Raw genomic sequence first — 25,436 nt, 5'->3', positions numbered from 1 at the left:
GCTAAACAACTAACCAACCTAAAAACTATCTTTAATTACTTCTGGCACTTCTTCCTCTATTGGAAGTCGTTGAAACTTGTCTTACACTGCTGGAAGACGACTTTGTTACCGATCTTCCTGACTGTACGGTTGGTCGTTTTACAGTAGTATTTCTTACAGATGAACCGCTATTACCTCTAGTTGAAGAACTTCTGCTGGTCGCCGTATTTCTTGGGCTTCTGTTGACTTCCTTTTTTATTACCGTTCTGGTATTTCCGGTAGGTCTGGATACGACTGCCTTGCTCTTTGTTATAGAATTTCCACTGCCATTGTTGCTCCTTGTAGCGGTTGTTCTACTTACTGATCTTTGTACATTGCCCTTGTCGTTGGAACGGACCGTAGTACTTCTGGAAACAGAATTGTTGGTATTGGGAGAACTACTCCTTACAGTGGTGCTTCGTTTTATGGTACTATTTCCATTGTTGCTACTACGCTGTGTTGTAGTCCTTGATACAGTATTGTTATTGTTATTTCTGGCCGTAGTACTTCTGGAAACGGTATTATTGTTTCTTAACCCGTCACTTCCACTGGCCACAGATCTATTGGATCTTAGGTTGTTATTGGTTCTATACCCGTTATCCCTAACGGCCACCCTTTTGTCGTTTCTATAAATGGTACTTCTTGTATTATGATGCCCTTTGTCATAATTGTAATGATGGCCTATTTTAGCGTATGCTTTTCTGTAGTTGTGATGATATGGTCTGTAATAGGTATATCTTACAGGCTCGTAATATCTTCTATAAGGGCTGCCAAATACGAGGCTAAAGCCTATGGCCGGTCTTACAAAATAACTGTGGAAAGGGCTGTAAATGTAGTTCCTATTGTAGACATTGATGAATCCCCTGTGGTGACTATAAAATCCACGGTTATTATAGTAAACATATAGTCCGCCAACCCTGGATACCCTACCACTATTATAATTGATATTGACATCCCCAATTTGGGTTACCCTACCATAATAATCGTAATATATGGGGACATTCTCAATTTGTACAACGGCACCGTAATCGTCGTACTGTACATAAGGATTGTAATCGTAACCGGAATTAAAAGTTATATTGGTATGGCCAAAATTTACATTGGCATTTACGCCACCGCTATTGTCAATATAGAAATCAAATTCCCCATCAGGATAAACAGAAAACGTGATGCCATTCTCCACGAAAATGAAAGAGTTATTATTTCTATATGAATTATTGCTTGTGGCAACCTTATCTTCCGTTGAAGCTGCCTTGGAACCTGTAGTACCTATTATAAGCGCTGTAAAAAGGAATATTAAATTTTTCATGATATAAGGTTTTAATTTTTAAATGCAACTATTTACATTCAATATCTATATACCAAACAATATGCCAAAAATTTTATGTATAATGTAAAGTATTGATTTTGAGTTATTTATAATTATCAATAATGAGCCATTCGGCAGTAATCAGTAATCAGTAATCAGTAAGCAGTAGGCAGTAGGCAGTAAGCAGTGAGCAGCTGTCAGTGAACATCTAAAGTCTTGTATTCCATGTCTCAAATTCCCCTCTTGAGAGAGCCTATCCCTCTTTTTTTCGGGAGGCTAGGGGTGTGTATTGATGTAGATTGAGCGGAGTCGAAATCGGAGTTGGAAGTAACAGTTTTCAGTTGGAAGTAACAGTTTTCAGTTGGCAGTAGCAGTGGGCAGGGGAAAAGTTTCAAGTTCAAAATTCAAAGTTCAGGGTTTGAAAGTTGAAAGTTGAACTTCCCTGATTAGAGTTGACCAATCTTCAGATAACAGTAATAGGACATTAAAATGCTTCCTATCCCGGTAATTTATCCTTTAAATACTTTGCCGTATAGGAGGTCTTGCTCTTCACCACAATTTCCGGAATTCCCTGCACCAATAGTTGCCCTCCCTTATTTCCTCCGTCCGGACCTAGGTCAATGATGTAATCGGCACATTTGATCAAGTCTATATTGTGCTCTATTACGATGATGGAATGCCCTTTTCCGATTAGTGCATCAAATGATTTGAGCAATTTTTTGATATCATGGAAATGGAGCCCGGTAGTAGGTTCGTCAAAAATAAACAAGGCCTTGTCCTTGGTGTTCCCCTTAACTAAAAATGAGGCCAGCTTAATACGTTGGGCCTCACCCCCGGAAAGGGTAGAGGAGGACTGTCCCAAGGTTACATATCCCAGTCCAACCTCTTGAAGCGGCTTCAATTTGGTTACAATTTTGGATTGATCGTTTTTGTCAAAGAAGGCTATGGCATCATCAATGGTCATATTAAGGACATCATCTATATTGGCATCTTCGAATTTTACTTCCAATACTTCTTTTTTAAATCTTTTTCCGTTGCAGGTTTCACATTCCAAGTGCACATCGGCCATGAATTGCATTTCTACGGTAATCTCTCCTTCGCCTTTGCATTTTTCGCACCTACCACCGTCAACATTAAAAGAAAAATGTTTGGCCTGATACCCTCTTAATTTGCTTAATTTTTGGTTGGCAAAAAGATTACGGATATCATCATAGGCCTTTATGTAGGTTACGGGGTTGGATCTGGAGGAACGGCCAATGGGATTTTGATCAACATATTCCACGTGTTTTAAGGATTGAAACTTACCTTCCACCGCACTGTACTGCCCGGCTTTTTCTCCGTAGCCTCCAAGTTCCTTAAGAATTATAGGATAAAGTAACTTTTTTACCAAAGTACTTTTTCCGCTGCCAGATACCCCGGTAATTACCGTTAGGACGTTCAATGGAAAGGTAACATCAATATTTTGTAGGTTATTTTCCCTAGCTCCTTTTATTTCTATAAAATTTTTGAAAGGCCTTCTTGTTTTTGGTACTTCAATTTCTTTGTTACCATTAAGATAGTCCGCTGTAAGCGAATTGGATTTTAGAATTTCGGCCATGGTTCCCTGGGCAACCACTTCTCCGCCATGTGTGCCCGCCTCCGGACCAATATCGATCACCTCGTCCGCCGCTTTCATAATATCCTCATCGTGTTCCACTACAATTACGGTATTGCCCAGGTCGCGCAGTGATTTTAGAACCGTAATCAGGTTCTCGGTATCCTTGGGATGAAGGCCAATACTGGGTTCGTCCAAAATATACATGGAGCCTACCAAACTACTTCCCAAAGAGGTGGCCAAATTTATTCGTTGACTTTCCCCGCCGGATAAGGAATTGGATTTTCTATTTAATGTTAAATAACTAAGTCCAACATTATATAGGAATCCCAATCTATTTTCAATTTCCTTGAGCAGTCTATTGGCAATTTTTTCCTCATTGGAATCAAGTTGTATGTTTTTAAAGAAGTCGATCAAATCTTCTATAGGCAGTTCTACAAGGTCGGAAATGGATTTTCCCGAAATTTTTATATAATCGGTTTCCTTTCGCAGTCGCTTTCCCTTACAGGTACTGCATTTGGTTTTGCCCCGATACCGGGACAACATTACGCGATTCTGTATTTTATAGCTCTTTTCTTCCAGGCCTTCAAAGAATTTATGGATACCGGTAAAATAGTTGTTCCCATCCCAAACAACTTGCTTTTGCCCATCGGATAGCTGATACCAGGGCTTATGTATCGGAAAATCGAATTTGTAGGCCGCATTCACCAATTCGTCCCTATACCATCCCATACTCTCCCCACGCCATGGGAAAATGGCGTTCTCATATACCGAGAGGGAGGTGTTGGGAACTACCAGGTCTTCATCTATTCCGATTACATCTCCATAACCCTCACATTTGGGACAAGCCCCATAAGGGTTGTTGAAGCTGAACAAGTGGACATTGGGTTCTAGGAATTGAAGGCCGTCCAGTTCAAACTTATTGCTAAAATGGACATTTTTGCCAGTTGCCGGTTCCTGAATAATGCATTCGCCCTTTCCTTCAAAAAAGGCAGTATCAATGGCGTTGCCCAATCTATTGAAAAAGTCATCCTCGTTTTTATAAATGATTCGGTCTACCACCAGTTCAAATTCCCTACCTACTTCCTTTAGATCCCCATCTATCCTGGTTACCTCGCCATTGTGCAATATCCTTGCAAATCCCTGCTTGGAAAACAATTGGAGCGATTTATAGGGATCCCTATCGGCACTAATTTTAATGGGGGCAAGTAAGAGCAATTTTGTACCTTCTTCAAAGGATTTAATATGTTCAACCACGTCCGAAACCGTATGCTTTTTCACCTCGTTACCAGATATCGGGGAAAAAGTTCTTCCAATACGAGCATACATTAATTTTAAATAATCATATATTTCGGTGGTAGTTCCTACCGTAGATCTGGGATTGGTAGAGTTTACTTTTTGTTCAATGGCAATGGCCGGAGATATTCCTTTAATATAATCCACTTTGGGCTTGTCCAATTTTCCTAAAAACTGTCTGGCATAAGAGGAAAGACTTTCCACATATCTTCTTTGTCCTTCGGCATAAAGGGTATCGAAGGCCAAACTGGATTTTCCCGAACCGGACAATCCCGTAATCACCACTAGTTTATTCCGTGGTATTACAACATCGATATTCTTTAAATTATGGAGCTTGGCCCCTTTTATTATAATATTATACTTGGGATTAACGTCTGTTATAGTGGTCATGCTCGTATTTAAGTCTGCAAAGATACGATATGTGATTTTTATTCGCTAGTGTCCAGTCAACGTTTAAATGATGGGTAAGGAATGATGGATCTTGAGTTGGGCCAAGGCGCAAAAAACGAGCATAGCCCTAGCTAAGTAAGGATTTTTGCAACGCAGGAGCGGCTCAAGAGACACATTAGATTACCCGTAGGTTTAGTCTTGACTGGACACTGGTAGCCTTTTACCTATAACTAAATATTATTCAATGAAGGAAAGTAGTTTGATTGGATATATTTTTTTTTATATTTGATGCATTAAATACCCTAAATAGCCTATACGTAACAAAATTACTTTTTTAAAAATCTAGCTCAAATGCACTTGTAAGTCATAACAGGTATGTCATTTTAGCCTCAAAAAAGTAATTTGTATGGAACTATTGATAGAAGATTCGGTATTGGTAAAGAGCTACATGAACGGGGACGAAAGAGCCCTGGAAAAACTAATAGACCGACACAACCAACGCCTTAGCAGTTTTATTTATTCCAAAGTACAGGACCGGGAAGTAACAGAAGATATTTTTCAAGATACCTTTATTAAGGTAATAAGAACCCTAAAGAAGGGCAATTATAACGAAGAGGGAAAATTTTTGCCATGGGTAATGCGCATCTCCCATAATCTAATTATCGATTATTTTAGGAAGAGCAAACGAATGCCCAGATTTGAGGGAAACAATGAATTTAATATTTTCTCCATTATAAGTGATGATCAGTTAAATGCTGAAAGAAGGCTTATTAAGGACCAGATAGACCAAGATCTGATTATTCTTATCAAAGAATTGCCAAAAGATCAGATGGAAGTTTTGGAAATGCGCCTATATAAGGACATGAGCTTTAAGGAAATTTCTGAGAATACAGGGGTCAGCATCAATACGGCCCTGGGCAGAATGCGCTATGCACTTATCAACCTTAGGAAGATTGTAGAAAAAAACAACATTATTTTAACGAATTAATAGGCCTTATATCCGCTTTTAATTAATTTCTTCATAACACTTGCGTTATTTACAATAACAATATATAATTATGGGGAAATCCAACGTTACTAAAAAGGTCAATTGTAAATTAATGTCTACACCTAAGTCCAAGATAGATTTTTTGTTGAATTACTCCAAATCACTTTACATCATTAAAAGTGATGAGGGGAACGATGAATTGAATGAGCATTGCTTAAACTAGGAAATCATCATAGTTTTCGGGCATAGTAAAATGCAATGGCTTGTATAAGTACATGTGCAGTGGCCTTGAACCACATTACCCTAAACCCTATAATTCCTTGCGAATTGTTGCCCGCCTCCCTTAGGCATTACAACCTTGGGTTTCTTTGTATGGCCAAATAAGGTGAATGTAAAAGTGTATTTTATATTCATAAATATATTAGGGTACCCTCTCTAGGCAGCCCGGTAAAAATAGATAGTCTTATCTTTTAATTCCTTTGGGCCATTGCAACTTCATTTTTGACCAATTATTATATGTAAAATAAGAAAATCGGCATTTGACATCAATTAACGGTGGTTTTACAACATAGTTTTTTGCACACCTTACCATTTATATACTTTTATCCTGTTGCTGATCATTAAGGAAGATTTTTAAGTCTACCACTAAGTAAGAAGCAACAAAAAGTCCGAACCGAAAGGGGAGGCCCCCTAGTTTAACCAAAAACAATATTTTGTATGGAACTGCAAATTGATGACTCAGTATTAGTAAAGGATTATATTAACGGTAATGAAAAAGCCTTGGAGGTTTTGATCAACAGGCACAACCAACGTATTAGTAGCTTTATTTATTCCAAAGTATTGGACCGGGATGTTTCGGAGGACATTTTTCAGGATACCTTTATTAAAGTGATCAAAACCTTGAAGAAGGGAAATTATAGCGAGGAAGGCAAGTTTTTGCCTTGGGTAATGCGAATAGCCCATAACCTGGTAATTGACCACTTTAGAAGAAATAAAAGAATGCCAATGTTTGAGGGGAATGATGATTTTAATATTTTTTCCGTCATCGGGGATGATAAATTAAATGTAGAAAAACAAATTATCAAGGACCAGATAGATTCCGATCTTACCATGTTAATTGAAGAATTACCGGATGATCAGAAAGAAGTGCTCCTAATGCGTATTTACAGGGACATGAGCTTTAAGGAAATTTCTGAAAACACTGGGGTTAGTATCAATACGGCCTTGGGAAGAATGAGATATGCACTTATCAACCTTAGAAAAATAATTGAAAAACATAATATCGTTTTAACGAATTAATAGGTCATAGGACGAACTGGACAATATTTCCATTTTAGTGGCGTTATCTTAACATAACAATACTATAATCCTATGGAAAAAATTTACTCTGAGAATCAACACAAGTGTAAACTTGCCAAAGCTAGTCCCGAAACCATTAAGTTTTTGATTGGCTATTCCAAATCTTTGCAAATAGTTGAATATAGTAATATTCAATTCGAAAATAATTTAAACTAGAACAAAAAATCCCAACTCTTAGCTGGGATTTTTTGTTTTGTAATAGGCGTTCAAAACTTTTTTTCTTCCTATCGTTTTGGTAATAATGTCTTTTTGTAAGTCCCAGCCCCTTGCAGGGGAATATTCCCTTCCGTACCATATGATCTGTAAATGTAGGTCGTTCCAAATTTCTTTGGGGAACAATCTTTTTGCATCCCTTTCCGTTTGAACTACATTTTTACCGTTGGAAAATCCCCATCGGTACATGAGTCTATGTATGTGAGTGTCCACGGGAAAGGCAGGTATGCCAAAGGCTTGGGAGACCACAACACTGGCCGTTTTGTGACCTACTGCGGGCAATTGCTCCAATAGTTCCATTTCCTGTGGAACTTGGCCATCATATTTTTCGATCAATATCTTGGAAAGTCCATAAATACCTTTCGATTTCATTGGTGATAGTCCAACCGGTTTTATAATTTCCCTTATTTCATCTGCTGTCATTTTCACCATGTCATACGGATTGTCGGCCTTTGCAAATAGTATTGGGGTAATCTGGTTTACCCTGACATCCGTACTCTGTGCGGACAATAGTACTGCGATTAGCAATGTGTAAGGGTCTTTATGATCTAGGGGGACGGGGATGGTGGGGTATATTGTTTGTAAAGTTTCAATGGTAAAGTTTACTTTTTCCGCTTTGGTCATTTATGCGTAATTTTATAAAAATATAAATTTACTTAAAATTTAATTATGGAAGATTCATTAGGAAAATTTAAAAACCTCCCGATAATTGTCGGGACGAAATTGACTACTTGAATATTACACCCGCCCGAATGAAGAAGTAGGGCAGGTCCGACCGTTGAACAACCTGTCTGCCGAACAGGCAGGCAATAAATATAAACAGATGAAAACTTTAAAAGTAGGGGATAGGGTACCCGAATTTTCGGCCCATGATGAAAACGGTAATATTATTAAGCTATCCGATTATAGTGGTAAAAAATTAATCGTCTTTTTCTACCCTAAGGCGAATACACCGGGATGTACGGCAGAAGCCTGTAATTTAAGGGATAATTACAAAGAGCTGAAAGCACAGGGTTATGAGCTTTTGGGTGTAAGTGCCGACTCACAGAAAAAACAATTGAATTTTAAAAATAAATATCAGTTCCCCTTTCCATTGTTGGCGGATGAGGACCATACCATTCTTAATATTTTTGGTGTGTGGGGGCCAAAACAGTTTATGGGAAAAAAATATGATGGCATTCACAGAATGACCTTTGTTATAGGCGGGGACGGAGTTGTGGAGAAGGTAATCGAAAAGGTAAAGACCAAGGATCACGCTGCGCAATTACTTTAAGTGAAAGGAAAAAACACGGGGCTGTCATAACCCAATAGTTTATGACGGCCCCTTTAATATTGCCATGTAATAAAAAAAGCCTACACTTTTTCCTTTTCCTCTTCCAAGGGTTTACGGATAAAAAGTTCCTTCTTTTTTATTATTTCCGCGATACCCTCAGGAAGTACGGATTCCCATCCTTCTTCCCCATTGATTATTTGTTTGAGAACATCCCTGGAGAAAACATGTAGTATTTCCGGATCGTAATCTATGATGTCCATCACTTTTCCATTGTACTTGAAGAATTTGTACAATTCTTTCATTCTAGGATGTACTTTGATGGTGTTACTTGTCATAATTTGTCCCGTTTCCTCGTTGCGCATAGGATATAGGTACACTTTAAGGTCTTTAAAGAACAATTTACCAAAAGCTTCCAAGATACCTCCACTTAAATGGCGGTAATATTTTTCATCAAAAATATCGACCAAATTGTTGACCCCCATGGTAAGGCCGATCTTGGATTTGGTATAATTGCTAAAATATTCAACGAGTTTAAAATACTCCTGAAATTTCGATATCATTACCGTATGGCCCAAGGAACACAATAGTTCTGCCCGATCCATAAAATCCTGTTCATCAATTTCCCCGGAAGCACGAAGGTTGGAAAGGGTAATTTCAAAAATGACAACGGTATTTTCCTCCTCTACACTTGGTTCCCTGATGAATATCTCATAGGATTTTTTGAACATATCCATATTCACCTTGGTTACCGGTCTAAAGCTACCGCGCAAGGCCAAAATATTTTTTTTGTAAAGCATGGTCGCCGGTAAAAGATTATTACCATCGGGTCCGAACATTACGGCATCGGTCATATCGTTTTTAACGAGCTGTAAACTCATTAGCCTATTGTCTACTTCGGCAAAATTTGGTCCGGCAAAATTGACCATATCTATTTCAACCGTGTCCTTATCGATATGGTCATAAAGATATTTTAGTAATTTTCTAGGTTTGTCGTATTTATAAAATGCGCCGTAAATAAGATTGACCCCGACAATTCCCAAGGTTTCCTGTTGCAGCCTCGCTTCATTTTGTTTGAAGCGAATATGTAGGATAATTTCGTTCAATTCTTTTTGTTTGGGATCCAACTGATATCGGATTCCGATCCACCCATGGCCTTTATATCTCTTTGAAAAATCTATTGTGGCAACGGTGTTGGCATATGAAAAAAACAATCTATCAGGGTGTTTGTCCCGACTTATTCTATTGTCCATGTTTTCCATTTCGTGGGCCAACATTTTTTTTAACCTGGACTGGGTTACATACCTGCCGTCTTCCTCAATTCCATAAATAGCGTCGCTAAAATCCTTATCGTACGCACTCATTGCTTTTGCAATGGTACCTGAAGCACCGCCCGACTTAAAAAAATGACCGGAAGTCTCTTGTCCCGCACCAATTTCAGAAAACGTACCGTAAATATCCGGATTTAAATTTATCCTTAAGGTTTTTGCCTTAATGGATGGGACATTGGTAAAAGCCACTTCTTTCTTAAAAATATTGGACATAGCGTCTTATTTACTTGTAGCAAAGTTAAAAAGTTTGAGTTATCTATTAAATAAAATAGTTATAAATTTGGATTAAATAAATAGCAGTTTGAAAATAACTTTTCTAGGTACTGGAACATCTCAGGGAATCCCCGTAATTGGGAGTAAACACCCTGTTTGTTTAAGTAATAATTCCAAGGATAAACGGCTACGGGTTTCAGTAATGGTTTCTTGGGACTCCTATAATTATATAATAGATTGCGGCCCCGATTTTAGACAGCAGATGCTGGCCAATAATGTAGTCAGAATAGATGGAATTTTATTTACGCATGAGCATTCCGACCATACCGCTGGAATAGATGATATTAGGCCATTTTTTTTTAGACAGGGAGATATTCCCATCTATGCCCATGAACGGGTCGTTGCTTCCATTAAAGAACGGTTCGATTATATATTCGCCGATGAAAATCGATATCCGGGCGCCCCGGCCGTAGAGATCAATACCATTAAAAACAATAAGCCTTTCAGAATTGGAAACCTCATGGCCATACCAGTGGAGGCGCAGCACAATAGATTACAGGTTTTTGGGTTTAGAATACAGGACTTTGTGTATTTGACCGATGTGAAAAGTATGGACAAGGAAGAAATGGAAAAAATAAAAGGAGTAAGTACCTTGGTAATCAATGCCCTACGCATAGAGCCCCACCATTCACATTTCAATTTGGAAGAAGCTTTGGAGTTTATTGCTATCGTAAAGCCTAAAACTGCTTATCTGACCCATATAAGCCACTTATTGGGCTTTCATGATGAGGTTGAGGAAGAGCTCCCGGATAATGTCCATTTGGCCTATGACAATCTGGTTATAGAGGTTTAATCTATCTTAACGCCCATGGGTCAGATAAATATTTCAACTAATATCAATTATTATTAATCCAATACAATCGAAAACAAAGGAATGGAATGAGCATAAACAAAATTAATTTTTTGTATACCGACCGAAATAATTAAATTTTTTATGCGAAAGCTAAGCGGTTGATTTATGCAGAAAATTTTTATTATCCTCATTTTCAAATTAATAAAAATTTTTAAATAAATGAAACATAAAATTTACCTGTATTTGTTCATATTCGTAGCCTTAATAGCACTTTACCAATTTGTAAGTACCAATAATATGGTGAAGGCAAAAAATACAAAATTGGAAGCACTGGAGGAAAACCTTTCCCAGCTGGAGGATTCCGTACAGAAATTGCATATAAAGGTTTTGGACAACCAATATTTTTCTTTGGAAAACAATGATGATGCCTTGGCCTATTATGATCATTTAAATTTAAAGGACCCCAGCCTGTATATATCGGATAAGTTACTGGAGACCAATGAGAGTGTTGGGGACAACCCCCTAATCCCTTATGAGGGGATGGAAAACGATTTCAAGATAAACAAGATCAATGTTTTAAACCATAAATGGATATTGGCCGATTTCTCGGACGGGAAATATTGGGGGGAAGTACTGATCAAGTATGAACTGAAGGACGATCTTGGTGTGGATTTTTCATTGATAGACCATTTGTTGTATACCCGTAGCAATTAGATCTTATCCTGTAACCACGACTTGAAGGAGTAGAAATTCTGAGGGGCCACACCATGGCCAACAGGGAATTCCTCATATACATGGTCGATCTTAACTTCTTTTAAAATTTCCGGGGCCTGCTGTGCCCAGGCCACGGGAATTACCTGATCTACACTTCCATGGGAAACATAGATCTTTAGATTTTTAAAGTTATTCTCCCGATAATTCTTCAGAATTAGGTTTTCATTGATATAACCGCTCAGGGCAATTACATTTTTGACCAACTCAGGATAGGATAATGCTACCGCATAACTCAGGATGGTACCTTGGCTGAACCCCAATAAGGTCACATTTTTTTCATCCAGCCCATAGGTTTTACAGGCTTCCCCTATAAATACCTTAATTTTATCCCTGGAGAGAACCGCTTGCGCCTCATCGTTCCATTTCCCTTTTTCAGCTTCAAAGTTAATGGCATACCATGCATGGCCATAGGGCTGCATGGGGTAGGGTGCCCTAACCGATATGATGCATAATTCTTTAGGGAGTTCGGAGGCAAAGGAAAAAAGATCTTCCTCATTGCTTCCATACCCGTGGAGCATGAACAGTACGGGCGGCTTGCCCTCGGAAATATTTGATGGTCTAATAAGATGTTCCAATGAAAGGGGAGCTGTAGTCATTCTAAGATATAAAAGTGAACCATTTTTGAAAATAGGGGCCAAGTATGGGCAGCTCCTGCTTTTTATTGTTCAAGGCTCCCAGAAAGCCATAGAACCAAAGTACTATATAAAAAATATAGAGGCCGTACCAGGCATATTCGTTGTACCAATTGCTTAAAAAAATAGCAAAGCCAAGAAAAACAAGATGTAATCCGAACGCTTGCCTTGTATGAAACCGGGCAAAGCCGTTCTTTGGGTCCGAATTCATCGAAATGGCAATCAATGCCCCAACCATTGTGAGGTAAGCTATAATAGCCGTAGTCTTTCCTTCCTTAATAACATTATCCATAGAGGCAAAGTTAGTCAAGTTTAAAATTTGAACAAAAAAAGAGGCCCTTAACAGACCTCCCTGAATTTATAGTTCCTTATAATTATTCCCCAATAGACCCAATAATAGGCAATTTTTCCAATTTTCCGTTGTTGGCATTTATGGCTCCAATTACGGCCAAAACCCATGGGGCCCACTGTAATATTCTAAGGAACCCCATTCCCATGGTTACAGCTATAATTCCCAGGACAATGGAAAGGGCAATGGCCAATATCCACACCCTTAAAGATTGCCCGATATGGAATTTGACAAATTCATTTTTTTTATCATTGTTCACTATAAAGGCAATGAGTAGGCCAATAACGGTAATGTAACTGACAATTGCCATAGTTTTTCCCTCACTTATAGTTTTCTGGTCCATTTTTTAGCTTTTATTATTATCTAGTTAAAGGTTAAAATTCTGCCTTTGCCGGTAGGCCTGTTCCCGTTGGTTATCGGGATTAATTTTTATTAACTTTGGGTGCCCACCGCTTACGCCAACTTATCATTCAGTCCCTTGCCAAGGAAATCTAAATAATTCCATTGCATATCGCTTTAGGCTTAGTTCCTATAAAGTTAGTCAATAATTTGATTGTTGGCCACAATTCCATAAACCTTTCCCTTAAGTTTACTTCCCAAAAAACAACTATTCATGGAACTGGATAAAATGTGCTGCTCTTCAAAGGTATATTCCTGATCGGGGTCGAATAGGGTAAGTGCTGCATTTTCACCTACTTTCAGCATAGGGGTTTCAAGGCCATATCTTTCACGACCTTTGGTCAGCAGGGATATGGTGGTATCAAGATCAAAAATCCGATTTAACATGCCAAAAGCGCTTTCCAGGCCTATAGTGCCATCCGAAGCATTGTCGAATTCCACTCTTTTGTGTTCAATGTCCATAGGTCTATGGTCTGTGGTTACAAAATCTATGGTTCCGTCCTTTAATCCCTTTATTAAGGCCTTACGATCTGCCAGGGTCCTAAGCGGTGGCATCAATTTATAGTGGGAATCGAACTCTGCCAAGGTTTCATCGGTAAAGCAAAGGTTGTGTACGGCTACACTGCAGCTAACATCCAATCCCTTTTTTTTAGCCTCCGCTATTAGTTTTACAGAATTGGCCGTTGAAATAGTGGGGATGTGCAATTTGCCTTCCGTGTATTCCAATATGCAAAGATCCCGGGCAATATTTAGTTCCTCTGCCAAATTGGGAATTCCTTTTAATCCAAGTTTTGTGGATTCCCTACCTTCATTTACGATTCCTTTTCCTGCAATCTGCAGATCCATGGGAAAGGAATGTACCAGGCCATTAAAATTATGGGCATATTGAAGGGCGATCTTTAGAAGATTTGAGTTCCCCAAAGGCAGTTTGTAATCATAAAACCCCACGGCACCGGCAGATTTCATGTCGTACAGTTCGGCCAAACTTTCTCCCTCGGACCTAACGGTCAAGGTCCCTAAGGCGTGAAGGGAGGTAGCGGCATTTTTAGATGCGTTCCTTAAAAAAACAATATCGGAGCTGCTATCGGGCAAGGGATGGGTATTGGGGTTTAGTACAATATCTGTAAAACCACTCCTTGCCGCCGTGTATAGACCATTTTCAATGGTTTCCCTTTCCTCATAGCCCGGTTCGCCAAAACTTACGCTGGAATCGAACCATCCGAGGGATACATGTAGATTTTTTAATTGGACTACCTTTGTTTTTCCTTCAATATCCAAATTGGCGGCAATATCTTCTATTATCCCGTTTCTTATAAAAATATCGCGCTTTTTTAAATGAAGTTCCTTGTTGGAAGGAGCAACTATCTTGGCAGATTTTAAAACTATGTTCATTTCAAAAATTTTTGGATAAGAACCTCGATACATATGAATGCTAATGCTAAAATAGCAAACCATTTCCAAAGCTCGTTGATGCTATTGTCTTTTTCTATATTTTGGAACAATGTGGCAACATCGTCGTTTTTACTACTGGCATTGAGCTTATCCAGGTCCAAATAGTCCAATTGACTTTCCTCCCTGGGAAAATTGAAACTTATGTGCCTAATTATCTTTCCTTCGTCCGTTATGTTGTATATGCCGGAACCCTTGGGATAATCGCTAAAATTTAAGGTGGTCCTGTTGGTAAGGGATTGTTGAAAGGGTACAAATTCGAAATCTTCTTTGGACACTTTTAAAATACGATCTTTAGTAAGTTTAACAGGGATATCAACAGTGGTTTTACCGCCTATCGTTTCATAAATTTTGGGAATCTTAAGACTACCCATGCCCATTTTATATAAGGTTGGAACAATTAAGGGAGAATTTAAAAAATTTGAATTTTCCTTGGATATGGATGCTGTAAATAAATAAGTACCGTTTTCTCCAACCAAAAATGGATCGCCATTTTGATACGAAAGGATTTTAGGCATGTCCGATTTAATATTATGGAATGAATTTACGGAGGGATATTGAAAATTGGTTACTTCTTTTTCAAAAACATTCCTATAAAGTGGATGGGAAAAGGCAATCTGGCTAATCTTTCTTTCCTCGCCAACAGAAGAAATTAGAATAGTATTTGAAAGCGCCATTAAAAAGGAATTGTAATTTTCCCTATCAGCTTGGATACTTGGTACAACTACTACCGTACCTCCACTGTTTTTAAAGGCCAGCAAGGCATTTTGCAGAGGTATGGGGATGCTGTTGAGTTCGTTGAGGATGATTAGATTTTGTAACTCCAATAGGCTGTAATTCAAAGATTTTAAGCTGAAATTGGAGTATTGGAAGGTATCTTCGTCGAAAATGCGCCCTAAGTAATCACTATTGGCATCCCCTACGGATATTACCTTAATTGTATTTTGCTTGTCCAAATTGAAATAAAGTTGATTGTCATAATTAAGCCCTGAATCCGAGATTAAAATTTCGCCATTGATAAGTTCGTCTGCCGGAAGGGTAAAAACTACCTCCCCCTTTTTATCATTATTGAACGTAACCGATGTTTTTGCAATCAATTTATCCCCATTATATAGGGAAACCGGACTGTTGTCCACTGTGGTATTGGTAGAGAGAATACTTTTCAATTCCAAATTCTCAGAGGAAATAGTGCTGATAAAGGCAGTATCTATTGAGATATTTACAAGCTTTGCCGGTACGGATCCTACCAAATGTGTATTAATGTCCCCTAGAGAGTCCGTTGGGGTCCAATTAATACTCTTTTGAAAATCGGATATCATGACCAGGTCCTTACGAGTTCCTTCATCTCCGGAGAACAAGCTTTTGGCCTTTAAGTCTATATCTTTTAATTGCAATTGGTTATTGGAATGGGGCAGGGCAAGCAAATCGTTTTTAATGTCGCCTATACGAACTTCCCGAAATATCTTATCATTGGTAAAAAGAGTGAAAATATTATCTTCTGGAACAGCCTTCAATATTCCTTGTACCATATTTTCCAATAGGGTAGCTGTTCCCATTTTGGCCTGCATACTTAGGGAATTATCAAGGTATATGACTATTTCATTGTTTTTTAGGGCTGATTTTCCAGGGAAAAAAGGTTGGGCAAAAGCTAGGATAAGTGCTGTTAGGAGTAATAGGCGGGTAACCAAAAGCAGCCACTTTTTTATGGATTTGCTTTTTCTTGATTCCGCAACAACTTTTTTTAAGATTTTTACATTTGTAAATGGAGTTTTCTTAAATCTGCGGAGTTGGAAGAGATGGATGAAAATAGGAATAAGGAGAAGAAAAAGGGCCCAAAGGAGTTCCGGATGTTTAAACAGCATTCCTAATTTTAATTTTTCAAATATAAGAAAAGAATTTCGAGGCAGTCTTAAATTTATTGTCCAACTATGAACTAGGCCCCAATTAAATAGTAGTGGATCCTAAGAATATCCTTTTAAAAATCAGAACTACAAATTCAACAAAAAAAGAAAAAGTCTTGTGCCGTTTTTTTTCCCAGTGCCAACAAATAGTCTTTTATGAATACCTGTGCTTCCTTATTGGCAACAGTAATTATAATTTGGGCTTTTCCGAGTTTGGTTATTTCTGGATAACGATACATCTTCTTGTCATAAATATCCAATCCAATTTTATTGGAATTGTTACATACCCATGTAAAAGCGATGTTTTTTTTCAGAAGTTTTTTGGCCAGGGTTTTTCCTTTTTTACCCGCACCCCATAATACCAGGGGGCAATGATCATCACGGTCAAGTTTCAGGAAATAATACAGTTTAATATCCAGGAAATAATTTTGGGCATAGTGTTCACTTGTTCTGGAAGTTCTATGGTCATAATCGCGCCAAAAGTGAAGAAGGTCATGGGTTGGAATACAGTTTAGGCCCTGTTCGTAAAAACGAAATGCCAGGTCGTAATCTTCCGGATAGCGCTCTGAAGAGAACGATCCCGCCTTTTCCAGATCTTCCCTGTGCACCATCCAGCAGGGGGAAGGTATTACACATTCCTTATAGATTTCACAGTAATTGGTTCCTTTTTCAGTTAAGTGGTTCAACCATTTTTCATAACTTTTGTAACCATCCCCAACCCCATCTTTGGAAAAGTATTTCACTTTTCCCAAGGCTACATGACCAGGTCCATGGTTTTTAAGGGAATTCACCATGAGTTCCATTTTTTTTGGGGACATAATGTCATCGGAATCCATTCTGGTGATATAGGTGCCTTTGGAACGGGAATATGCTGTTCTTAATGCTTCTATAATTCCCTTTCCATCATTTTTAAATACTTTAATCCTGGCATCCCTTTGTGCATAAGCATTCAGGATGTTCGGACTATTGTCGGTAGCATGGTCATTTACTGCCAAAATTTCCCATTCGTTATAAGTTTGACCGATGATGGATTGTATGCATTCCGGGATAAATTCCGCGGTATTTTTAAAAGGAATAAGGATACTGACACTTCTATTGTCCATTTACCAAAATTAGAAATATACTTTGAATAAGATCAACATGGGTTTAGGAATCGAATCCAAATCGGACAAGTCCGCCAATTATGGATAGACTGGTAAATAAAAACTAATTGGTACTTTTGACCATTTGTTCCAAATCCTCTATTGCGGCCAGCATGGCCCTAAAGCAGGCCTCTTGGGTTTCGGGATGGGCTTCTTTTGCTTTTTTGGCATGGTAGCTATTAATAAATTCACCGGCAGATGACCAGACCGTATGCATTATGCCCAAAAAGTGTTGTTTCATTTCCGGGGTTGCATTTTCTTTATAATTGTACATCATGTTAACCTGTTCCCTGGCTACTTCGGGTTTTTTCCAAGGACAGGCAATAACGTCCAGCCCCTTAAGGGCAAAAAGGGCAGGGGTAGGCAATGCCTTTTCATAATGCCAATCGCAGATTACTACAGATTTATCAATTAGGTCTATGGCCCTTGCCGTGTTGTTCATACTGGCTTCCCACATCCCGATTCCTGAAGTGGAAGCATCGATTAAGCGATCGCCCCAAATCCAGAGTCGCTTATTTTTGGACTCCAAATGTCGACTAATCTTATTCACTTCATGGGCATAGAGCGCAGCGGGATCTTTTCCTTGGCAGCGCGGACATTTTTCATCCGCAATGTAAAATACCTCATCCATTCCTGCGTGAAAGGCATTGGCCTCAAAAACGGTGGTGATTTCATCCACTAGGTCAAACACCACCTTGTGCACCTCCGGGTGCAAAGGACAATAACTTTTGCAGTAGAGGCCATCAGCATTTGGCCATTCCTATTTTACCGGAATCTTGACATGGGGCGTTTCATCGAATTCGGGATACACCTCCAGAAGCTTATTGGTCTTTTCTGCCCAACTCTGGTGTCCCAATAAATTTACTTGGGGAATTAGGTTGATATTATGTTTTTTTGCAGCAGCGACCAATTCCTTTACCTGTTGTTTGGACAGAGGATCGTTGCCCCTTAATTCCGGTCTTGATTCGTAGGCATAATTAAAATCTACCCGAAGTATCAAGGTGTTGATGCCATTGGGCCCCAGTTCTTCATCAATAAATTTTACAAACTCGCTTACCCCATCCGGATCGGGTGCCGCTATACAAAGCCCCTTTACTTCAAAAATACTTTGCGCATTGCCAAAATAAATGTTTAGGGATAGAAATATGAAAAGTAGCTTTCTCATTGTAATTTTTGATTATAAGTTTATAATACCGCCATTAAAAATATAAAATTCGTTTCCAATCGCTCCAAAGTCAGATACTATTGCAAGGCCTTGGTTATTGCAGCTTCCACCAAGGGTTCCATCACGGCATAGCCCGCTTCGGTAGGATGAACCCCATCGTCCGCATATTTTTTGGGGAGTCCGTTCCTCTCATCTGTCATGGCCGAAAAATAATCCAGATATATATGTCCATAGGTTTCCGAATATTCCTTTAGCATGGCGTTTAATGCAGGGATTTTTTTGTTGGGATTTAATCCAGGCTTCCAGGGATAATCGAAGGCAGGCAATATGGAGGAGATAATGACCTTAATGTTGTTGGCCTTTGCCAGCTCGGCCATGGATTTTATATTGTCCAAAATCATTTTTGGAGTGGATGGTCCTGTATTGCCGGCAATATCATTGGTTCCTGCCAAAATAACCACTACTTTGGGTTCTAGGTCGATAACGTCCTGCCTAAAGCGCAAAAGCATTTGAGGGGTGGTCTGTCCACTGATACCTCTGTTGATATAAGGCTTGCCCCCAAAGAATTCAGGTCTTTTGTTCAGCCAGCCTATGGTAATGGAATTGCCCATAAATACCACCCGATTTTCATTGGGGGCAGGCATTCCCACTTTTTTGTTATCCTCGGCAAAGTGTTGCAGATTGGGCCAATCCTGCCCATAACTAATGTTCATGCCAAAAATGCTTAATGTAAATAAAACAATTAGTGATTTTAGTGATTTCATATTTAAAAATTGATTGGAAGATATGTTAATAATTAAATTAGGGTTGGAAGGTCATATTTTTTTCATTGGATAGCAATCGTGCTTTTCTCAATTTTATTTTTTGTTGTATATCCTTTGGGTAGTCGGAATGGTCTTCGGCGTCCAAGACCCTTAGGTTCTGTAAATCATCAGGTTTTATCAGGTCGTCTTGTTTGCAATTTAGAATGGTGGCCGCTGTTTGTACGCCGGAATAGCTGGCTCCGGCCACTCCGTGCGATTGAATACTTGCTCCACACATATACAAATTTTCAATTTCGCTCTTGGCCCTGAATGCAAAGGGACCAATTTGCCCAAAGCATTTTTCCGTACCATATACGCTGCCATTGGTAGCATTCAAATAGTGCATGTTGGTGATAGGCGTTCCCAATTCTTTATGGACTATATGTTCCCTAATACTTGGAAGTGCACGTTCCAAGGTATTTATCATTTTAGAGGTCAATATTTCCTTGAATTCCATATACTCCATAGATCGCTCTTTACCCTCTTTCTTAAATTTGGAGAAGGAATCCGGGTTAATATAGGTAATCACTTCAAGACAGTGGTGTTTCCCATCGTAACTTGTGGGATCTTTTAATGTGGTACAGCTAATGAACAGGCCCGGGAAAACTTCTCCTTTGCTGATATCACTTGTGGTCATATCTTCGTAAATGCTGTCCATATCCCTGTTGTCCATCATCCATATATTACCGGAATCCATTCCCCATTTTCGAAGGTCGGTAGCAACGGTAAGAAAAAGCATAAGGGAACTGCAGGAATACTTCGTTTTTGTTAGTTTTTTACGGAGTTTTGTACTTAGGTTTCCTTCTTTCACCAGTTTTAGATAGGTAGTCCCCGGATCGGCATTGGATATAATTCTGGATGCAAATATTTTCTCCCCATTTTCCAATTCCACCCCAATGGCCTTTTTCTTTTTGCCTCCTTCCAAAAGAATGTGTTTTACTGCCGTACCAGTGCGAATGGTTCCACCATTCCTATGTAAGGCCTTGGTCATCGCCTTTACAATGGCCGCTCCACCGCCCATAGGATAGTAACCGCCACTAAAATAGTGGTCCATAACGGCGCAATGCAAAGGGAAACTTGCCCTAGAAGGGGACAATCCGTGGTCTCCCCATTGTATATTGAGGACTTTTTGCAGTAAGGGGTCCTTTATATGCCAGTTTATAACTCGTTTTAAGCTGAACAACGCATACTTGCCCATATGCTTGGTTCTAAAAGGAATAGTGATATTGTCCCAAAAACCGTTCATCTTGGGAATGAGTTGTATTTGTCGGGAAACATTCCTGACCAACTTCAAATAATGCTCGATACGTTTTTTCTCCTTAGGGAACCTTTGCCCGAGGGAGGTGTTCAAATCATTAAAATTACCTGGAAGGTCAATTCTTTCCTCACCTATAAAACAGTGCTCATATCCTTTGGGATTCATTCTAAAAAAAACAAGGTCATTGGCTATCCCCAATCCTTCATAAAGGGTTCTTGTAGATTCTCCTTCCCCTAGAAGGCCAATATAGTGCACTCCCGGGGAAAAACGGTGACCGTTGGAATAAAAGCTATGGCACCAGCCCCCGGGCACATCGTGTTGTTCCAATACCAATACACGCTGGCCCGCTTTTGACAAACAAAGGGCGGCGGACAATCCACCGGCACCGGAACCGATAATAACAGTATCTATTGCAGTGTATAGTTTATTTTTCACCTCCATTGTTTAAGTATGGCACATGCCTGGCTACTGTTAATGATCATTTTAATTTCGATAATTACCTGAAGATTTTGCCTAGGGAATAATCTTATTCATAAAACATTTTATTTTCCCTTGTTTTCTTTTATAAAAAATTGTTGTTCCTCCAATGATAATTCCAAATCGATCATGATCTTTTTCTTGGTGGGCCTCAGCTTAACAAGATAAAGAATTAAAAGTAAGGAAATAACCAGATAAAATATATGGTTATTCAATCTAAAAACAATTGTAGCCAATATTGCTGCGCCCTCTATAAATGAAAACCTCACCACACAGGCCTGAAGATAAAGTATCAATTTACTTTTTAAAGAATTAAGTTTTGTCAAGTCCTTTAATTGTTTTCCGAAAACATAATTGCTAATAAAATAACTCAATATGGCCAAGGTGGGGACAAGGTACACAAAAACGTTATGGTCTTCTGAAAAATCCACCATAAAACCCTTTCCTGTTATGTAGATGTATATGGTAAATAATAAAATCCCCATAAGCATTGCGGAATGTATAAATTTAAGGGTATTGAGATAGGTGGAGGGAGTTAACTTTTTGTCTTTGGAATTGAACATCTGGAAAAATTATAATTATATGATATAAGGGACACTTTTTCTGATAAATTTTGTTAATACCAACATATTAATGTTAGAGGTAAAAGCCTTTTTTATTTTTTTGCTAGAAAGCATTGGCCACAAAAAGTATACTTATAGGCAAGTTACTTTTTATTTTGAAATAGCGTGTAAAAATGTAATTTTAGTATGTTGGTGTAAAATAAATGACTCCAAAAGGTTATATATATTTTCCTGTTCACGACGATAAGTACTACTTCATTTTCTTTAAAGGTACCTAGAAAGCGCTTAGTTTGCCGGTAACCATTAAAAATGGCACAAAATGGAGCATAACTGAAGGATTTTCCTGAAAGCTGCTTACCCATTTTTCCCTATATTCAAGTCATGATCTACAAACCTATTTAAATTTATTTGGGAAACTGCCTTTGATCCCCATTCCATATCGATTGGAAAATACCCTTGTGAATTCCGCACCAAAAAACAATATTAAACAAGAATACGAAACCCATAATAAAATTAATACAATAGTTCCAGCTGCGCCATAGGTTGATCCTGGATCTGCTTCCCCAAAATAAAGCCCTAATAAAAATTTCCCTAGAACAAAAAGAATGGCTGTAATAAGGGCCCCTATCCAAACCGTCTTCCATCTTATTTTGGTATCTGGCAAGTATCTAAATATTAATGCAAAAAGTATTGTTACAATTCCTGTAGAAAGTAAAAAATCCAAAATATAGGCGAAGTAAAGTACAACATCAGGTAATACACTCCTGATGTACTCGTTTAGTGCCGAAATCGCTGTAGTAATCAAAAAACTTACCAATAACAAAAAGCCGATGACCAAAATAAAGGCAAAACTCCTGGCCCTGTCAATTAGGATCTTTATTATGTTCAAATTAGGGTCCGGTTTAATTCGCCAAATCTGGTTTAAGGAAAGCTGTAAGTGATAAAAAACACCAGTAGCTCCAAAAATCAATATGCCGACACCTAAAATGCTTGCTATTTCGCTGCTGTTCCCAGTCTGTGTCTCGAGTATCATCGTTTGAATGGATTCTGCGGCATCCCTGCCTAATGCCTCTGAAATTTCAAAGGTAAGCTTGCCCTGTACAATTTCAGTACCCCAAATAGATCCTACCAGATTGATGATGATTACCAAAAGCCCGGGCAGGGAAAGTATGGCATAATAAGCTACCACTGCACTTAATCTAAAAGGGTCGTCTGCATTCCATGCCTTAAAGGTATCAACTATCAAAGTGGGCAGATGCCGCAACTTAAATTTATCGATATTTCTCTTCTTGGTCATAAACTATAATATGATTTTAACGAGGCCTCTTCCTTTATGAAAACATTGATTTGTCTACGGACCTGGATTCGATGTAAGTATTTTATGTTGAACACAAGTTATTGGCCAATAAGATATTCAGTTTTGATCTTATGTGGAGACCTATTTGCATAATATTTTGCCCCTATTGGCAAAGCTTCCATAATGGGAATACCTACGATCAATAGAAGGCCATTTCCGATTATTGTTTAGCAATTAACATAAACAAAAGAACCGCCCATATTAAAGCGGTCCTTCATTTTTGCTACATGAAGAAACTGATTAAATTTTATCCTTTGGTTCTTTTAGGTCTCTTTTTCCTACATGCCTGACTGCCGACAAAGGCAGGTTTCAGCTATTTTTCAGTAGCTATGGCTATGCGCCTTAAAATACCTTTAAATGATGAAAACCTGCCTGCCGGCAGGTAGGAATACTCAATAAAATATTCCAAAAACAAAAATTAAACAGTTTCAAAGAAGTGTGAGCTTGAGTTAGTAAATCTTCACTAAAAACAATATTTGTTTTCAGCCTTGAGTTTTTCTGCAATTGTGTTTCTTAGTGCAACAACGTTGGGTTGGTTTGTGTATTTCGTGAACCGCTTTAGGCCCATAAGCATCATACGTTGTTCATCACCTTCTGCCATTGATACTATGGCCTCCTTGCTATTTTTTATAACAGTGTCCACTGCATTGTACAAGTACAACTTGGACATGGCAATCTGTTCTTTTTGAGCTGCTTCCCCAAATCGTTTTGCATTTTTTTCCGTCCTTAGGATAGCGGATTCGACCAAATAGATCTCTATTAGAATATTGGATGCGGCCAATAACAGCATTTGATGTTCATCTAGGGAGGGACCATATTTTTGGACTGCAGAACCGGCGATCATTAAGAATACTTTCTTCAGTTTTGCAACCATTTCTTTTTCTTCGGACAACAATTCGGAAAAGTCTGGCGTGTCAAAAGAAGGGATGTCCATAAGTTCATTCCCTACGGCCGTGGCCGGACCCAATAGATCTACATGACCTTTCATAGCCTTTTTAACCAATAGGCCAACAGATAACATTCTGTTGATTTCATTGGTGCCTTCATATATCCTGGCGATACGTGCATCCCTCCAAGCGGCTTCCATTGGGGTTTCCTCAGAGAAGCCCATGCCACCAAAAATTTGGATACCTTCGTCCGAGCAGTTCTGCACGTCTTCGGATACGGCAACTTTTAGGATGGAACATTCAATGGCATATTCCTCCACCCCTTTAAGCTCGGCCTCTTGATGGCTATTACCGGCCGCCATACGTATTGCAATACGGTCCTCAATGTTTTTGGCAGCTCTGTACGAGGCGGCTTCCCCGGCATACAAACTGCTTGCCATTTCCGCCAACTTAAATTTTATTGCTCCGAAGTCTACAATAGCTGTATTAAACTGTTTGCGTTCCGTGGCATATTTTATGGCATTGGTAGTAATTCGTCTTTGGGAATCCAAACAGGCGGCCGCCAACTTGATACGTCCAATATTTAAGGCATTCATTGCAATTTTAAAACCATTTTCCCTTTCCGAAAGCATATTTTCTACGGGAACTACGGTATCGTTAAAGAATACCTGTCTGGTAGAGGAGGCACGGATTCCCAATTTATGTTCTTCCTCTCCTAGAGTAATGCCGTTATTAGGATCATTTTCAACTATAAATCCGGTGATGTTTTTGTCATTTTCTATTCGTGCAAAAACAATGAACAATTTACAGAACCCGGCATTGGAAATCCACATTTTCTGCCCATTTATCTTGTAGCTCTTGCCATCCGCGGAGAGGGTTGCCGTAGTTTTTCCCGAATTGGCATCGCTACCGGCACCAGGTTCCGTTAAGCAGTATGCGCCGAACCATTCACCGGTGGCCAATTTGGGAACATATTTTTGCTTTTGGGCCTCGGTACCATATAAGGTAATGGGCATGGTACCAATACCGGTATGTGCACCAAAGGCTGTACTAAAGGAACCGCTTCCACTGGAAATATATTCACATACGATCATGGTAGAAACAAAGCCCATTTCCAATCCCCCATACGCTTCGGGAACGGCCACTCCCAAAAAGCCCATTTCTCCGGCCTTGGTCATTACTTCCTGGGTAAGGGCGTAATCCTTGGCTTCGAAACGATCCCTGTTGGCAATAATCTCCCGATCGTTGAACTCAATAACGGAGTCGCGCATCATTTTTTGCTCTTCGGAAAAATCCTCCGGTGTAAATACATCCTCACAATTGGTTTCCTTTACTAAAAATTGTCCACCCCTTAATATATCCTTGGTTGTCGTATCTGTACTCATTGTTCGTGCTATTAAGTGTTATAATATGAATTGAAGGGTCGTTTTAAAAGGTAACCTCCTC

The 25,436-nt window shown here is 39.0% G+C and carries 21 protein-coding genes and 1 pseudogene; 5 read left to right on the top strand and 17 right to left on the bottom strand.

Annotated features, from left to right (window positions below; translation table 11 throughout):
• Window positions 1–31 precede the first annotated feature (31 nt).
• Both D0S24_RS06720 and uvrA read right to left on the bottom strand, forming a co-directional pair.
• Window positions 32–1,327 carry a hypothetical protein gene (locus D0S24_RS06720; RefSeq protein ID WP_117019076.1) on the bottom strand — a complete coding sequence of 432 codons (1,296 nt, stop codon included), beginning with the start codon at window positions 1,325–1,327 and terminating at the stop codon, window positions 32–34.
• A gap of 496 nt (window positions 1,328–1,823) precedes the next feature.
• Window positions 1,824–4,607, bottom strand: coding sequence for an excinuclease ABC subunit UvrA (gene uvrA, locus D0S24_RS06715; RefSeq protein WP_117019075.1), 2,784 nt, complete (start codon window positions 4,605–4,607; stop codon window positions 1,824–1,826).
• Between the two features lie 406 nt (window positions 4,608–5,013).
• On the opposite strand from uvrA, the gene D0S24_RS06710 reads away from it, so the two are divergent.
• Complete coding sequence (locus D0S24_RS06710; protein WP_117019074.1) at window positions 5,014–5,595, top strand: RNA polymerase sigma factor; 582 nt, start codon at window positions 5,014–5,016, stop codon at window positions 5,593–5,595.
• A 717-nt stretch (window positions 5,596–6,312) separates the two neighbouring features.
• Window positions 6,313–6,894, top strand: coding sequence for an RNA polymerase sigma factor (locus D0S24_RS06705; RefSeq protein ID WP_117019073.1), 582 nt, complete (start codon window positions 6,313–6,315; stop codon window positions 6,892–6,894).
• Between the two features lie 234 nt (window positions 6,895–7,128).
• Here the strand turns inward: D0S24_RS06705 and nth are convergent, their stop codons facing one another.
• Window positions 7,129–7,791 (bottom strand): endonuclease III, encoded by a 663-nt coding sequence (nth, locus tag D0S24_RS06700; protein WP_117019072.1) that lies wholly within the window; start codon window positions 7,789–7,791, stop codon window positions 7,129–7,131.
• A gap of 199 nt (window positions 7,792–7,990) precedes the next feature.
• Between nth and bcp the strand changes: the two genes are divergently transcribed.
• Complete coding sequence (gene bcp / locus D0S24_RS06695; protein WP_117019344.1) at window positions 7,991–8,440, top strand: thioredoxin-dependent thiol peroxidase; 450 nt, start codon at window positions 7,991–7,993, stop codon at window positions 8,438–8,440.
• 80 nt (window positions 8,441–8,520) lie between these two features.
• Here bcp and D0S24_RS06690 read toward each other — a convergent pair whose 3' ends face one another.
• A complete protein-coding gene (locus D0S24_RS06690; RefSeq protein ID WP_117019071.1) occupies window positions 8,521–9,981 on the bottom strand; it encodes a TonB-dependent receptor in 1,461 nt (486 codons plus the stop codon).
• Between the two features lie 88 nt (window positions 9,982–10,069).
• On the opposite strand from D0S24_RS06690, the gene D0S24_RS06685 reads away from it, so the two are divergent.
• Together D0S24_RS06685 and D0S24_RS06680 are read left to right on the top strand one after the other, a co-directional pair.
• On the top strand, window positions 10,070–10,834 hold the full coding sequence (locus D0S24_RS06685; protein ID WP_117019070.1) for an MBL fold metallo-hydrolase: 765 nt from the start codon (window positions 10,070–10,072) through the stop codon (window positions 10,832–10,834).
• 219 nt (window positions 10,835–11,053) lie between these two features.
• Window positions 11,054–11,548 (top strand): hydrolase, encoded by a 495-nt coding sequence (locus tag D0S24_RS06680; protein ID WP_117019069.1) that lies wholly within the window; start codon window positions 11,054–11,056, stop codon window positions 11,546–11,548.
• Here D0S24_RS06680 and D0S24_RS06675 read toward each other — a convergent pair.
• The 13 genes and pseudogenes from D0S24_RS06675 to D0S24_RS06615 all read right to left on the bottom strand — a co-directional run bounded on the left by D0S24_RS06675 (window position 11,545) and on the right by D0S24_RS06615 (window position 25,375).
• On the bottom strand, window positions 11,545–12,204 hold the full coding sequence (locus D0S24_RS06675) for an alpha/beta hydrolase (protein ID WP_117019068.1): 660 nt from the start codon (window positions 12,202–12,204) through the stop codon (window positions 11,545–11,547). The genes D0S24_RS06680 and D0S24_RS06675 overlap by 4 nt on opposite strands.
• Before the next feature lies 1 nt (window position 12,205).
• Window positions 12,206–12,532: a hypothetical protein gene (locus D0S24_RS06670; protein WP_117019067.1), complete on the bottom strand. Its 327-nt coding sequence runs from the start codon at window positions 12,530–12,532 to the stop codon at window positions 12,206–12,208.
• 82 nt (window positions 12,533–12,614) lie between these two features.
• Entirely contained in the window at window positions 12,615–12,932 is a 318-nt protein-coding gene (locus tag D0S24_RS06665) for a DUF4870 domain-containing protein (protein WP_117019066.1), read from the bottom strand.
• Between the two features lie 194 nt (window positions 12,933–13,126).
• Complete coding sequence (locus D0S24_RS06660) at window positions 13,127–14,380, bottom strand: dihydroorotase family protein (protein ID WP_117019343.1); 1,254 nt, start codon at window positions 14,378–14,380, stop codon at window positions 13,127–13,129.
• Complete coding sequence (locus D0S24_RS06655; RefSeq protein ID WP_117019065.1) at window positions 14,377–16,299, bottom strand: BatA domain-containing protein; 1,923 nt, start codon at window positions 16,297–16,299, stop codon at window positions 14,377–14,379. The genes D0S24_RS06660 and D0S24_RS06655 overlap by 4 nt, the downstream gene beginning before the upstream one ends.
• A 134-nt stretch (window positions 16,300–16,433) precedes the next feature.
• A complete protein-coding gene (locus D0S24_RS06650) occupies window positions 16,434–17,441 on the bottom strand; it encodes a glycosyltransferase family 2 protein (RefSeq protein ID WP_117019064.1) in 1,008 nt (335 codons plus the stop codon).
• A 103-nt stretch (window positions 17,442–17,544) separates the two neighbouring features.
• Window positions 17,545–18,201, bottom strand: a pseudogene (locus D0S24_RS21235) (family 20 glycosylhydrolase); the annotation flags it as partial.
• A 39-nt stretch (window positions 18,202–18,240) separates the two neighbouring features.
• Window positions 18,241–18,645: a hypothetical protein gene (locus tag D0S24_RS21230; protein ID WP_220377732.1), complete on the bottom strand. Its 405-nt coding sequence runs from the start codon at window positions 18,643–18,645 to the stop codon at window positions 18,241–18,243.
• Window positions 18,646–18,722: 77 nt separating this feature from the next.
• Window positions 18,723–19,358 carry an SGNH/GDSL hydrolase family protein gene (locus D0S24_RS06640; protein ID WP_251795733.1) on the bottom strand — a complete coding sequence of 212 codons (636 nt, stop codon included), beginning with the start codon at window positions 19,356–19,358 and terminating at the stop codon, window positions 18,723–18,725.
• A gap of 88 nt (window positions 19,359–19,446) precedes the next feature.
• Window positions 19,447–21,147 (bottom strand): NAD(P)/FAD-dependent oxidoreductase, encoded by a 1,701-nt coding sequence (locus tag D0S24_RS06635; RefSeq protein ID WP_117019062.1) that lies wholly within the window; start codon window positions 21,145–21,147, stop codon window positions 19,447–19,449.
• Between the two features lie 101 nt (window positions 21,148–21,248).
• Window positions 21,249–21,746 (bottom strand): hypothetical protein, encoded by a 498-nt coding sequence (locus D0S24_RS06630; protein ID WP_117019061.1) that lies wholly within the window; start codon window positions 21,744–21,746, stop codon window positions 21,249–21,251.
• Between the two features lie 394 nt (window positions 21,747–22,140).
• Window positions 22,141–23,043, bottom strand: coding sequence for a YihY/virulence factor BrkB family protein (locus D0S24_RS06620; RefSeq protein WP_117019059.1), 903 nt, complete (start codon window positions 23,041–23,043; stop codon window positions 22,141–22,143).
• A 523-nt stretch (window positions 23,044–23,566) separates the two neighbouring features.
• A complete protein-coding gene (locus tag D0S24_RS06615) occupies window positions 23,567–25,375 on the bottom strand; it encodes an acyl-CoA dehydrogenase family protein (RefSeq protein ID WP_117019058.1) in 1,809 nt (602 codons plus the stop codon).
• Between the last annotated feature and the right edge of the window lie 61 nt (window positions 25,376–25,436).

The sequence above is a fragment of the Arenibacter sp. P308M17 genome (assembly GCF_003426735.1).
Taxonomy (GTDB): Bacteria; Bacteroidota; Bacteroidia; order Flavobacteriales; family Flavobacteriaceae; genus Arenibacter.
The sequence above is the reverse complement of the archived record's forward strand: the minus strand, read 5'-3'. Positions and strand labels throughout refer to the sequence as shown.

Bases quoted from the DNA above. Each gene is read 5' to 3' on its own strand.
- nth (WP_117019072.1), bottom strand. From the start codon at position 7,791: ATGACCAAAGCGGAAAAAGTAAACTTTACCATTGAAACTTTACAAACA.
- D0S24_RS06690 (WP_117019071.1), bottom strand. From the start codon at position 9,981: ATGTCCAATATTTTTAAGAAAGAAGTGGCTTTTACCAATGTCCCATCC.
- D0S24_RS06620 (WP_117019059.1), bottom strand. From the start codon at position 23,043: ATGACCAAGAAGAGAAATATCGATAAATTTAAGTTGCGGCATCTGCCC.
- D0S24_RS06680 (WP_117019069.1), top strand. From the start codon at position 11,054: ATGAAACATAAAATTTACCTGTATTTGTTCATATTCGTAGCCTTAATA.
- uvrA (WP_117019075.1), bottom strand. From the start codon at position 4,607: ATGACCACTATAACAGACGTTAATCCCAAGTATAATATTATAATAAAA.
- D0S24_RS06630 (WP_117019061.1), bottom strand. From the start codon at position 21,746: ATGTTCAATTCCAAAGACAAAAAGTTAACTCCCTCCACCTATCTCAAT.
- bcp (WP_117019344.1), top strand. From the start codon at position 7,991: ATGAAAACTTTAAAAGTAGGGGATAGGGTACCCGAATTTTCGGCCCAT.
- D0S24_RS06665 (WP_117019066.1), bottom strand. From the start codon at position 12,932: ATGGACCAGAAAACTATAAGTGAGGGAAAAACTATGGCAATTGTCAGT.
- D0S24_RS21230 (WP_220377732.1), bottom strand. From the start codon at position 18,645: ATGAGAAAGCTACTTTTCATATTTCTATCCCTAAACATTTATTTTGGC.
- D0S24_RS06615 (WP_117019058.1), bottom strand. From the start codon at position 25,375: ATGAGTACAGATACGACAACCAAGGATATATTAAGGGGTGGACAATTT.
- D0S24_RS06710 (WP_117019074.1), top strand. From the start codon at position 5,014: ATGGAACTATTGATAGAAGATTCGGTATTGGTAAAGAGCTACATGAAC.
- D0S24_RS06670 (WP_117019067.1), bottom strand. From the start codon at position 12,532: ATGGATAATGTTATTAAGGAAGGAAAGACTACGGCTATTATAGCTTAC.
- D0S24_RS06650 (WP_117019064.1), bottom strand. From the start codon at position 17,441: ATGGACAATAGAAGTGTCAGTATCCTTATTCCTTTTAAAAATACCGCG.
- D0S24_RS06660 (WP_117019343.1), bottom strand. From the start codon at position 14,380: ATGAACATAGTTTTAAAATCTGCCAAGATAGTTGCTCCTTCCAACAAG.
- D0S24_RS06675 (WP_117019068.1), bottom strand. From the start codon at position 12,204: ATGACTACAGCTCCCCTTTCATTGGAACATCTTATTAGACCATCAAAT.
- D0S24_RS06635 (WP_117019062.1), bottom strand. From the start codon at position 21,147: ATGGAGGTGAAAAATAAACTATACACTGCAATAGATACTGTTATTATC.
- D0S24_RS06640 (WP_251795733.1), bottom strand. From the start codon at position 19,358: ATGAACATTAGTTATGGGCAGGATTGGCCCAATCTGCAACACTTTGCC.
- D0S24_RS06720 (WP_117019076.1), bottom strand. From the start codon at position 1,327: ATGAAAAATTTAATATTCCTTTTTACAGCGCTTATAATAGGTACTACA.
- D0S24_RS06705 (WP_117019073.1), top strand. From the start codon at position 6,313: ATGGAACTGCAAATTGATGACTCAGTATTAGTAAAGGATTATATTAAC.
- D0S24_RS06655 (WP_117019065.1), bottom strand. From the start codon at position 16,299: ATGCTGTTTAAACATCCGGAACTCCTTTGGGCCCTTTTTCTTCTCCTT.